The following is a 10126-nucleotide window of genomic DNA, read 5'->3' on the forward strand; positions in this document are numbered from 1 at the left end:
CTACCTCGTCCTCACGGACCTCCGAGGTAAAACCCGCAATCTGTTGCTTGAGAATGCCAGCGATTTCGTCAGCGTTAATCATCAGTTTCGTAATCCTGTCGGTTAGTTTTGCGCGAACAATTCGCGAGAGAGAGCTTCGAGCCGGCCCGCTACCGAGCCGTCGATACGACGGTCGCCCATCGTGATGCGCACGCCGCCGATCAGCGAGGGGTCCTGTTTGACGGTGACGTCGAATGTTTTGCGGTAAATCGCTTCCAGGCGCGCGACCATCGTCTGTAGTTCCGCGGCCGATAACGCTTGTGCCGTCGTGACGGTGAGCGGTTCGGCACCGCGCGACTGCTGTTCGAGACGCTTGTATTGATCGACCAATTCGCGAAGCAGCGCTTCGCGGCGCTTGCGCACGAGGAGTAGCAGCGTATGGAGCGCGATTTCGTGGACGCGCCCTTGGAAGGTTGCCAGCAGCAGGCGTTCCTTATCGGACCGAGCGATCACCGGCGAGACGAAGAATTCCGCGGTGTTTGCATCGGCATCGATGGCAGAACGCATTGCGACCAGGTCGCTACCGATGCGTTCGACCATGTGCTGCTCGGATGCGAGCGAGAACACGGCCGTGGCGTAGCGACGCGCGAGCGTTTCGTTAGCCACGGTTTGCGCCTTGCTCCAGCGTCACGACCAAACGGTCGACGAGCTTAGCGTTGGTCGCGGCGTTCATGCGTGAGGTCGCCTCCGTCTGCGCGAAGGAAAGGGCCTTTTCGATCAACTCGCCGCGCAACCGTTCCCGCGCTTCCGCCCTGGCGCGGCCGAGTTCGCCCGCTGCGTTACGCAGGCTTCGCTCGCCCGCCTCACGCGCTTCCGCGATAGCGGCTTCCTTCTCAAGGCCGGCTTGATGTTTGGCACGCTCGCGAATGAGATCGGCATCGTGCTTGGCGCCGTCGATTTCGTGACGAAGCGTTTCGAGCGTCGCCTTGGCTTCGTCGCGATGGCGCTCGGCCACGGCGATTTGCTGGTTGCGCGCCTCTTGCGCGGCCAGAACGGCCGGAGCGATCCACTTGATCCAGATCGCGACCAGCGCGATGAGAAACAGGATCGCCGAGATGACCTGGCTCCAAACGGCTATTTGCTCGTAATTCACCGCGATGACTCCTGGAGCGTCCGTTCGAGCATCACGTCGGCGAGTTGCCGCACCACGCGGTCTTCGTCCGCCCGCGCGCTCTGCGCCTCGGCTTGGACCGTGCGATCCGCTTCTTCAACGGTGTGCTGAGCCTGCTGCGCGTACTGCGTTGCAAGCTCCGCGGTGGCATTCGAGGCCTCCGCGCGCGCCTGCGCGATCGCATGCTCGGCATCGCGACGCGCTTGGGCACGAACTTCTTCAGCTTGCGCGCGCAGAGCGTTGGCCTCCGCCTGATACTGGTCGTAGTCGGAAGTGACGCCGTTGATGTACGCGCGCCGCTCGCGGATCGCCCGGCTGACCGGACGCAGAAACAGCACGTTCAGCAATGCGTAAAATACGACGAAGCTGACCAGCTGGATCCAGAACGTCCCGTCGGGCTGTAAAAACATACGCTACGCCGCGCCTTACCTTAGTGGAGGTGCTGCAGCAGCGCGGGAACGTTCGCCACGACGAGCAACAAGTAGAAGCCGAGCCCGAGTCCGATGATCGGGAACGCTTCCAAGACGCCGACGCCGAGGAACAGGAACGTGAAGATGTTCGGACGGGCTTCGGGCTGGCGAGCGATCGCCTCGACGGCCTTGCTGGCCACGATGCCGTCGCCGATGGCCGAGCCGAATGCGACGCCCGTAATGATCATGCCGAACGCGAGAATGGTGAGGCCTGCGACTAACGCTTCAGAGGTCAAGAGCGTACCTTTCGTGCGAGTGGTTGTGGCGTAACCGCGTTACGCCGGTTTAGTGGTCTTCCGCCGTCGCCAGCGATAGATAGACGATGGCGAGCAGCGTGAAGACGAATGCTTGAATCGTGCCGACGAAAAAGTTGAAGAACTGAACGAAGAACGGCACGACCGTGATGGCGAGCGAGAGATCGAAGGACCCGATCTTGATATGGGCCATGACGATCGACGAAATGATGATGAACAGCAGCTCGCCGACAAAAATATTGAAAAACAGACGCGCCGCGAGCGTGACCGGGCGGGCGAGTTCCTCGAGGATATTGATCGGCAGAAGAACCGGGAACGGCTTGGCGAGGTGAGCGAACTGCTTGAGCCCGTTCTGCCGGATGCCGGCGGCCCACGTTAGGAAGAAGACCAGCAGCGCGAGCGGCACGGTGGTATTGATGTCGGCCGTCGGCGAGCCGCCGAACGGTAAGCCGAGCACCTTGAACGGGAAGATGCCGAACTGGTTGAGCAAGAAAATGAAGACGAACAGCGCGATGAAGAACGGCACGAACGGCTCGCCCTTCTCTCCCAGCGTGCTCAACGCCAGATCGCTGATGTAGTTGATGATGCCCTCGACAACCGTCTGGCGCTTGTTAACGTATGCCGAGCGATATCCGAAACCGATCCAGCCGAAGAACGCAAGGGAAACGAGCATCACGAGCCACGTCGTGACGATCGTGTCCGCATGAACCGCGCCCAGCACCGGCAAGTGCCAGAGAATATGTTCGCCGATTTGTTCGTGCAACTAACCTAATTCCGTTGATCCGCGCGCGATACGCCTATCGCATAGAGTGCCAGCGGGAGGAAGAATCCGGCAAAGTACCAGGCCATCGACCACCAGGGGCCGATGGCGGCAAACGCCACCGGGACTATACCGAACAGTCCGATTCTTAGGAAACTACTTATGACGAAGCCGCCCACCCTTTGCGTCTCCAAGAGCCGCTCGCTCGCGTACATCGTCGTCAGAGCATTGAGCACGCCGCACGCGCCGCCGGCGACGAGTGCCAGAGCAGGGATGGGAAGGGCACGAACTACGAAGATTCCGAGAACCGCGACGATGAGCATCGTCCAAATCGACATCGATCGTCGCAGGGCAACGTGCCTCGCCCGATCGACTGCCGCTTCGGCGTCGCTGTAGGTACGCGTAACCGGGGCCGTCTCCTCCTCGTCCATCGTTTAGCGGCTGCCGGCGACCAAGCGAATGGCCGCGTAGGCGCCGAGCGCCATTCCAAGGAGCAGGCCGCCGAAGACCCAGAGCTGCTGGCCGGTGCGGCTCGCCACGATCAGCCCAAGCAGGGCTCCCAACACCGCGCTGCCCGCGAAGCTACCGCCGGCAGCGACGATGGGGAGGAGCTCCTTCACCCCGGGCTCCCAACCCCGACGGATGGAAGCGGCTCCGGGTAGGCTCCGCCGCGCAGGCGGGCGAGCAGCCACGAAACGATGCGGTCCGAGGCCAAGCCGTCGCCGTAGGGATTCGCGGCCCGAGCCATCCGCGCGTACTCCGCGGGCTCGGCGAGCAAGCGAGCGGCAGAATTCACGATTTTGGCCCGGTCGTGGCCCACCAGCTCCAGCGTCCCGGCTTCCAACCCTTCGGGCCGCTCGGTCTCCTCGCGCATCACCAGCACCGGTCGCCCGAGGCACGGGGCCTCTTCCTGGAGGCCGCCCGAATCGGTCAGCAGCAGCGTCGCGGCCTTCACCGCGGCGACCATGTGCGCGTAGTCGATCGGTTCGACCAGCACCACGCCCGGCACGTCGCCGAGCAGTTCGTATGCGATCGGGCGAACGTGCGGTGACGGATGCACCGGCCAGTAAATCTGCGGGCGCTGCGGCAGCGCGGCGATCTCGCGCATCGCCTCGCAGAGTTCGCGCATGTGCTCGTGGTTCTCGCGCCGGTGCGCGGTTACCAACACCATCGGTCGCCGCGGATCGATCTCGCCGAAGCGCGGCGGGACCGGCAGATCGGTGCGCGCCGCGGTTGCGAGAAACGCGTCGATCACGGTGTTGCCCGTGACGATGATGTCGTCGGGCGCGATGTTTTCGCGCAGCAGATGTTCGCGCGCGAGCGGCGTCGGCGAAAAGTGAAAGGCCGCGATGGTGCCGGTGAGCCGGCGGTTCATCTCTTCGGGAAACGGCAGCCAGCGTTCGCTGGTGCGTAAGCCCGCTTCGACGTGTCCTACCGGGATATGCTGGTAGAATGCGGCCAGGGCGGCCGACGTGCTCGTTGTGGTATCGCCGTGCACGAGCACCACGTCCGGACGCGCGTCGCGGAGCACGTGCTCCATGCCGGAGAGCACGCGGGTCGTAATCTGCGTGAGCGTTTGATCCGGCGTCATGATGTCCAGATCGTACTGCGGGACGATTGCGAAGAGTTCGAGCAAATCGTCGAGCATTTGGCGGTGTTGCGCGGTCACGCAGACGATGCTTTCGATATCCTCGTGCGCGTTCAACGCGCGTACCACCGGAGCCATTTTTATCGTATCGGGGCGCGTCCCGAAGACCGTCATTATGCGCAATCGTTTCTGCATACAGCCTTTACATCGAGTGTTTGAACGCGTGGGTGAAATCGCCGGAGAGCGCGAGCGCGAGCGCGCCCAGCACGAAACACACGGCGTATATCAGCAGCACCGCTTGACGCACGTTCAAGCCGAAGCGGAAAATGAGCTGATGGTGGAAATGGCCGCGATCGGCCTCGGTAATCTTTTTGCCCGCGGTCGCGCGGCGCACGATCGCGGCCGCCGTGTCCAGGATCGGCAGCGCGAGCACCACCAGCGGCACGACGATGCTCATGGCGATCGCGGTCTTGCTCGCCCCGATGATCGAGACCGTGGCAAACACGTAGCCGATAAACAGCGATCCCGCATCGCCTAAGAAAATTTTCGCCGGGTTAAAGTTGTAGGGCAAGAAACCGAGCGAGGAACCCGCGAGCGCGATCACCACCAGCGCGACCGTCGGATTCGCATGGATCACGGAGATGACGAACAGATAGAGGCCGGCGATCGCCGCGACGCCCGAGAGCAAGCCGTCGAGCCCGTCGATGAAGTTGATCGCGTTCATCATGCCCACGTACCACACGAGCGTCAGCGGAACGCCGACCCAGAGCGGGAAATCGATCCAATTCGTCGCCGCATTGTGAACGAACGGATTGGTGACGCCGGGAATGATGAACCCATAAAGCATCGAGATGAGCGCGACCACGACTTGCGCGATCAATTTATTGCGCGGGCGCATCTGCATGGTGTCGTCCCACACGCCCACCCCGAGAATCAACATCGAGCCGAACAGCAACCCGACCAGCTTGTGCACCGCGTCGAACTGATCGCCGATCAACTCGACCCTCTGGTGGACGTTCAGGTGCACGATCGATGGGAACAACGCGTATGGAGACGAGAGCGCGAAGCCCAGTACCGCGAAGAGCGCGAACGCGAAGCCGAAGAAGACGGCGATGCCGCCGATGCGCGGCGTCGGCGTTTCGTGGACGCGGCGTTCGTCGCCGATGGCGTCGATCACGCCCAAATGCGTCGCCAAGCGCACCACGAGCGGCGTCGCCAAGGCTGCGACGGCAGCCGCAAGCCCGAATGTCACGACGTAGATCAAACCCGCGCTCATAACGGCCGCGCCCCTTCCAGCGCCGCAAACTGCACGACGGCGATCCCGGCTTCCGCGAGCAAACCGCTTGCGACCGCGTCGGGGTACGCGTCGTCGTACACGATCTTCACGATGCCCGCACTAATCAGAAGCTTCGAGCAATTCACGCACGGCTGGTGCGTGCAATAGGCGGTCGCGTTCTGCAACCCCACGCCGTGCAACGCGCCCTGGACGATCGCGTTCGCTTCCGCGTGGGTGGCGCGCTGGCAATGGTCGTTGATCACGGTGCAGCCGACTTCGGTACAGTGCGCGACCCCGCGCGGCGCGCCGTTATATCCGGTCGTTAGAATCCGATGCTCGCGCACCAGCACCGCACCCACGGTTGCGCGCGGACAGGTCGCGCGCGTCGCAACCGTACGCGCGATGTCCATGAAGTACTCGTCCCAACCCGGCCGCACGGTTATCGCTGCGATCGGACGGCGACGGGCACCGAGGTGAGGCTGCCGAACATCCGGTCTCCCGCGTCGCCGAGCCCGGGAACGATGTAGGCGTGGTCGTTGAGCCCGGCATCGAGCGCGGCCGCAACGATGCGCACGCCGGGATGCGCGGCGTGAATCGTTCGCACGCCTTCGGGGGCGGCGATCACGCAAACGAACGTCACGTTTTGCGCTCCGCGCTCCACCAGCGCGTCGAGCGCCGCGACCCCGGAGTTTCCCGTTGCAAGCATCGGGTCCAGCACGAAGACGTGACGATCGGCGAGTTCGGGTGGAAGATTCGCATAATATGGAACGGCGCGCAGCGATTCGGGGTCGCGATAGAAGCCCAAATGCGCGACGACCGCATCGTCGATGACGTTCAGAAAACCGGGCAGAAGGCCGAGGCCCGCGCGCAGGATCGGCGCGACGACGGGGCGCGTGCCGATACGTTGAGCCGTCGTTTCGATGAGGGGTGTTTCGACGCGCTGGTCGCGCATCGGTAAATCGCGCGTTGCCTCGTACGCGAGAAACGCGCCGAGCTCCTCGATCAGCGTCCGGAAGACCGGCGTGGTGGTGGCTCGATCGCGCAAGCGCGCAAGCCGGTCGGCAATCGCCGGATGGGCGGCAACGTGCAGGTTCGCGAGGCTAGGCATGAGCCCGGTTCTTCGTCATGGGTGCGCCTTTACCGCTCGAAAGAGCGCGTCGCTTACCGCGCGGCGAGATCGTCGTCGAGGACGAGCGAGAGTTCGCTCAGATCGGAGATCGTACGCTCCGGCCGCGGTGAAAGGCTGTTCCTGCGGCGGTTGACCCAGACGGTGCGATAGCCGGCTTGGCGCGCACCCATCGCGTCCCAATCGTTCGACGAGACGAAGAGCACTTCGGACTCCACGACGCCGAGCGCCAAAATCTGGTCGTACACGCGTTTGTTGGGCTTGAACGTCGCCACCGCATCCGCGCTATAGACCTCGCTGAAGTAGGCTTCGATCCCGGCATGCACGAGGGCGTTTCTCGCCGTCGATGCGACCCCATTGGTGATGACGGCGCAAGGAATGCGACGGCGCGCCAGCCCGTCCAGCGCGCCGCGCACGTCGGGAAAGAGCGGAAGCTGCGCCCATGCATCGACCAGGCGTTTCTGATCGGCGGATGCGAGCTTGAGCATGAAGCGCGGGGCGATTTCGTGCAGCGCGAGGAGCGTGATGCGATCGAAATCGACGTATCGTCCGGTCGACGTCGCCGCATTGGTGAGCTGGAGCTGCCGCGCGCGCCACGCATCGACGACGGCCTCCGCCATCGGCGAATACTCCGCGACGATCCCTTGCAACTTGGTATAGTCGAGCAGCGTTCCGTACAAATCGAACGCAACGATGCGGGCGGACATACCCTAGGGCACGTCGTAGCGAGCGGTGAGTTCGTGAACGCGTCCGCGCAAACGATCGATGCTCACGCGCGCCTCGATATCGCTCAGCGCGTCGTTGATAATTCGCGCGACCTCGCGGCACTCATCGGTACCCAATCCCCTGGTCGTGATGGCCGGCGTTCCGATACGAATACCGCTCGTTACCATCGGCTTCTGGCGATCGAACGGAATCGCGTTCTTGTTCACGGTGATCCCGATCTCATCGAGGTACCCCTCGACGGCCTTTCCGGTGAGGCCCTTGACGGAGACGTCCACCAACATCAGATGCGTGTCGGTACCGCCGGCGACCAGCCGCAGCCCGGACTTGACGAATTCGTCGGCCATCGCTCGCGCGTTGTCGACGACGCGTTGCTGGTATTGCTTGAAGTCCGGCCGCAAGGCTTCGGCAAACGCGACTGCCTTCGCGGCGATCGTGTGCATCAGCGGCCCGCCCTGAATGCCGGGGAAGACGCTCTTATCGACGGGTTGCGCCCACTGCTCTTTGCAGAGAATGATGCCGCCGCGCGGGCCACGCAGCGTCTTGTGCGTCGTGGACGTCACGAAATCGGCGTAGGGCACCGCCGAAGGATGCAACCCCACGGCGACTAGACCCGCGATATGCGCCATGTCCACCAGCAGCGTCGCGCCGACTTCGTCCGCGATCTCGCGGAACTGCTCGTACTCCATGATGCGCGGATACGCGCTCGCGCCGGCGATAATCATCTTCGGGCGATGCTCCAGCGCCATCGCGCGGACTTCGTCGAAATCGATCAGCTCGGTATCTTGGCGAACGCTATAGGCAACTGCGTTGTATAGCTTGCCGCTGAAACTCACCTTGGTGCCGTGGGTCAGATGGCCGCCGTGCGCGAGCGACATGCCGAGCACCGTATCGCCGGGTTTGAGATGCGCCATGAAGACGGCCATGTTCGCCTGCGCGCCCGCATGCGGTTGCACGTTCGCATGGTCCGCTCCAAAGAGCTGTTTGAGCCGATCGATCGCCAGAGTCTCCGCGACGTCGACCCACTCGCATCCGCCGTAGTACCGCTTACCCGGATACCCTTCGGCATACTTGTTGGTCATCACGCAGCCCATCGCTTCGCGAACCGCGCGACTCGCATAGTTCTCGGAAGCAATCAACTCGAGATTCTCCCGCTGTCGCTTCTCCTCGCCGGCAATGGCGGCAAAAATCTCCGGATCCTGCGACTCGATCGTACTACGCGTCAAAATGTCCATGATAATCCTAACTCTAGCTGATGGGAGGCTTGGGGTCTTGCGACGATGGGCGCAGGGCGGCGGCGAAACGCGATGAGGAGCGGGCGAACCACCATACGGCGAGTGCAATCAATGCCGCGCCGAAGAAGATCGCTCCGCGCAACATGTGCACCGCGACGACGAACACGGCGAGCGCGGCCACCATGCCGACTGCGGCGTTTCCGAACTGCTTCACAGCAGATCTTTCGGCGTCTGCGCGTCGGTGACGGCGCCGGCTTCGATGGCTTTGAGCGTGCGCGTGCGTTGATCGTCGGTGAACTGGAAGAGTTGCTCGGTGCGATGCGCGTGCCGCCCGCCGTCGAACGGCGTTTCGAAGAACGCACGTAAGAGCTGCTCGGTCATCTCCCAGCCGGTGAGGCGTTCGGAGAGCGCGAGCACGTTCGCGTCGTTGTGCCGGCGCGCGAGTTCGGTCATGTAGGGTTCGAACACCGGAGCGCAGCGAACGCCCGGCACTTTGTTGGCGGCCATGGCGATGCCTAAGCTCGATCCGCACACGACGATACCCCGATCGGCCTGGCCGGACGCTACGGCTTCGCCGACGGCATAACCGTACTGCGGATAATCCACCGGCGTCGCATCGTGCGTGCCGAAATCGAGCACCTCGTGCCCGGTTTTGCGCAGCATGTCGGCGATGCGGTCTTTATATTCAAAGCCGGCGTGATCGGCACCGAGGGCGATTTTCATGGTGGCTAGGTTTCTCCGTTGCACGGTCGAACGACGCACGCCGTTATGAAGCTAGCGTGCGCGAGCGGCGCCTTCGACCGCACGATACATCGTGGCGATCTCACGCAACTCGAGTTCATCGAGCGGTGCGCTCGCGAGCTTGCCTGCGACGGAATCGTTTTAGACGTGCGGCATTTTCCGCGCACCGACGACGACTACCTCGCCCAGCTCAAGAAGTTCGCGACGGATCTGGGGTTGTGTATCGCGGCGGTCGACGACGACGGCTTCTTCGCGGGCGATGCCCCGGCGATCTCCGCAACCCTGGCCTTGGCCACGCGCCTGGGAGCGCCGCTGGTCACCGGGCGGCTCCTGGCCGAGACCGCGCGTTCGTGGAGCGAGCAGGCGGAGATCCTCGGAATAGCGACCGGCCAAGCGAAAGCCGCCAACGTCACGCTTGCGCTGCGCAACGCCCCCGGCACCTTCGCCGCGGCCGCTCGCGACTGCAAACGGGCCATGAAAGAGGCCGATTCGGCATGGCTTCGGGTGGGTCTCGACGTGAGCGCCATATCGCCCGAGGATGGGCCGGCTCTCGCCGGCAAAGCGGTCTTGCTATGGCGATCCATCGACGATCCGGCACGCTTCGACGCGTCGGCCTTCGACGAGTTTCGCGGAACGCTCGTTCTGGACGATGCCTCGGGGAACGCAACCGCGGCGGGCATGCAAAACGCGCTGCGGGATATCCGCAACGCGCTTGCTACTCGAGAACTCAACCGCACGTAACGTCTACCGCGCGAGGTGTCTGAACCTGCGTCTCGCAGGTGGGTGCGGCCCGGGCGCAGGTG

General features: G+C 63.5%; 16 protein-coding genes. 1 reads left to right on the top strand and 15 read right to left on the bottom strand.

What is annotated here, in order from left to right; genetic code table 11:
- Positions 1 to 102: 102 nt before the first annotated feature.
- From atpH to rpiB, 15 genes are read right to left on the bottom strand one after another with little or no spacing between them, the layout of a single operon-like run.
- The gene (gene atpH, locus VMW12_03700; protein ID HUZ48831.1) at positions 103 to 645 is read right to left on the bottom strand and encodes an ATP synthase F1 subunit delta; all 543 of its coding nucleotides are present in this window, start codon (positions 643 to 645) and stop codon (positions 103 to 105) included.
- Entirely contained in the window at positions 638 to 1132 is a 495-nt protein-coding gene (locus tag VMW12_03705) for a hypothetical protein (protein HUZ48832.1), read from the bottom strand. The genes atpH and VMW12_03705 overlap by 8 nt, the downstream gene beginning before the upstream one ends.
- Positions 1129 to 1560, bottom strand: a complete 432-nt coding sequence (locus tag VMW12_03710; GenBank protein ID HUZ48833.1) for a hypothetical protein — start codon at positions 1558 to 1560, stop codon at positions 1129 to 1131. Before VMW12_03710 ends, VMW12_03705 begins: the two co-directional genes overlap by 4 nt.
- Positions 1561 to 1580: 20 nt before the next feature.
- The gene (gene atpE, locus VMW12_03715) at positions 1581 to 1856 is read right to left on the bottom strand and encodes an ATP synthase F0 subunit C (GenBank protein HUZ48834.1); all 276 of its coding nucleotides are present in this window, start codon (positions 1854 to 1856) and stop codon (positions 1581 to 1583) included.
- A gap of 49 nt (positions 1857 to 1905) precedes the next feature.
- Positions 1906 to 2637: a F0F1 ATP synthase subunit A gene (gene atpB / locus VMW12_03720; GenBank protein ID HUZ48835.1), complete on the bottom strand. Its 732-nt coding sequence runs from the start codon at positions 2635 to 2637 to the stop codon at positions 1906 to 1908.
- A 5-nt stretch (positions 2638 to 2642) separates the two neighbouring features.
- Positions 2643 to 3065 (bottom strand): hypothetical protein, encoded by a 423-nt coding sequence (locus VMW12_03725; protein HUZ48836.1) that lies wholly within the window; start codon positions 3063 to 3065, stop codon positions 2643 to 2645.
- A gap of 3 nt (positions 3066 to 3068) precedes the next feature.
- Entirely contained in the window at positions 3069 to 3254 is a 186-nt protein-coding gene (locus VMW12_03730; protein HUZ48837.1) for a hypothetical protein, read from the bottom strand.
- Positions 3251 to 4417 (bottom strand): UDP-N-acetylglucosamine 2-epimerase (non-hydrolyzing), encoded by a 1167-nt coding sequence (wecB, locus tag VMW12_03735; GenBank protein ID HUZ48838.1) that lies wholly within the window; start codon positions 4415 to 4417, stop codon positions 3251 to 3253. The genes VMW12_03730 and wecB overlap by 4 nt, the downstream gene beginning before the upstream one ends.
- A gap of 7 nt (positions 4418 to 4424) precedes the next feature.
- Positions 4425 to 5498: an MraY family glycosyltransferase gene (locus VMW12_03740; GenBank protein ID HUZ48839.1), complete on the bottom strand. Its 1074-nt coding sequence runs from the start codon at positions 5496 to 5498 to the stop codon at positions 4425 to 4427.
- On the bottom strand, positions 5495 to 5935 hold the full coding sequence (locus tag VMW12_03745) for a cytidine/deoxycytidylate deaminase family protein (GenBank protein ID HUZ48840.1): 441 nt from the start codon (positions 5933 to 5935) through the stop codon (positions 5495 to 5497). Before VMW12_03745 ends, VMW12_03740 begins: the two co-directional genes overlap by 4 nt.
- Before the next feature lie 2 nt (positions 5936 to 5937).
- Positions 5938 to 6606 (bottom strand): uracil phosphoribosyltransferase, encoded by a 669-nt coding sequence (gene upp, locus VMW12_03750; GenBank protein ID HUZ48841.1) that lies wholly within the window; start codon positions 6604 to 6606, stop codon positions 5938 to 5940.
- A 53-nt stretch (positions 6607 to 6659) separates the two neighbouring features.
- A complete protein-coding gene (locus tag VMW12_03755; GenBank protein HUZ48842.1) occupies positions 6660 to 7331 on the bottom strand; it encodes a haloacid dehalogenase type II in 672 nt (223 codons plus the stop codon).
- Positions 7332 to 7334: 3 nt separating this feature from the next.
- Entirely contained in the window at positions 7335 to 8582 is a 1248-nt protein-coding gene (gene glyA, locus VMW12_03760) for a serine hydroxymethyltransferase (GenBank protein HUZ48843.1), read from the bottom strand.
- 13 nt (positions 8583 to 8595) lie between these two features.
- Positions 8596 to 8796, bottom strand: a complete 201-nt coding sequence (locus tag VMW12_03765) for a hypothetical protein (GenBank protein HUZ48844.1) — start codon at positions 8794 to 8796, stop codon at positions 8596 to 8598.
- Positions 8793 to 9305 carry a ribose 5-phosphate isomerase B gene (gene rpiB / locus VMW12_03770; GenBank protein ID HUZ48845.1) on the bottom strand — a complete coding sequence of 171 codons (513 nt, stop codon included), beginning with the start codon at positions 9303 to 9305 and terminating at the stop codon, positions 8793 to 8795. Before rpiB ends, VMW12_03765 begins: the two co-directional genes overlap by 4 nt.
- 45 nt (positions 9306 to 9350) lie before the next feature.
- On the opposite strand from rpiB, the gene VMW12_03775 reads away from it, so the two are divergent.
- On the top strand, positions 9351 to 10064 hold the full coding sequence (locus VMW12_03775; GenBank protein ID HUZ48846.1) for a hypothetical protein: 714 nt from the start codon (positions 9351 to 9353) through the stop codon (positions 10062 to 10064).
- The last annotated feature ends 62 nt before the right edge of the window (positions 10065 to 10126 follow it).

The organism is Candidatus Dormiibacterota bacterium (genome assembly GCA_035532835.1).
Lineage (GTDB): Bacteria > Vulcanimicrobiota > Vulcanimicrobiia > Vulcanimicrobiales > Vulcanimicrobiaceae > DAHUXY01.

Coding starts and splice junctions, on each gene's coding strand:
- VMW12_03710 (HUZ48833.1), bottom strand. CDS start 1,560: ATGTTTTTACAGCCCGACGGGACGTTCTGGATCCAGCTGGTCAGCTTC.
- VMW12_03725 (HUZ48836.1), bottom strand. CDS start 3,065: ATGGACGAGGAGGAGACGGCCCCGGTTACGCGTACCTACAGCGACGCC.
- wecB (HUZ48838.1), bottom strand. CDS start 4,417: ATGCAGAAACGATTGCGCATAATGACGGTCTTCGGGACGCGCCCCGAT.
- VMW12_03740 (HUZ48839.1), bottom strand. CDS start 5,498: ATGAGCGCGGGTTTGATCTACGTCGTGACATTCGGGCTTGCGGCTGCC.
- upp (HUZ48841.1), bottom strand. CDS start 6,606: ATGCCTAGCCTCGCGAACCTGCACGTTGCCGCCCATCCGGCGATTGCC.
- VMW12_03755 (HUZ48842.1), bottom strand. CDS start 7,331: ATGTCCGCCCGCATCGTTGCGTTCGATTTGTACGGAACGCTGCTCGAC.
- glyA (HUZ48843.1), bottom strand. CDS start 8,582: ATGGACATTTTGACGCGTAGTACGATCGAGTCGCAGGATCCGGAGATT.
- rpiB (HUZ48845.1), bottom strand. CDS start 9,305: ATGAAAATCGCCCTCGGTGCCGATCACGCCGGCTTTGAATATAAAGAC.
- VMW12_03775 (HUZ48846.1), top strand. CDS start 9,351: ATGAAGCTAGCGTGCGCGAGCGGCGCCTTCGACCGCACGATACATCGT.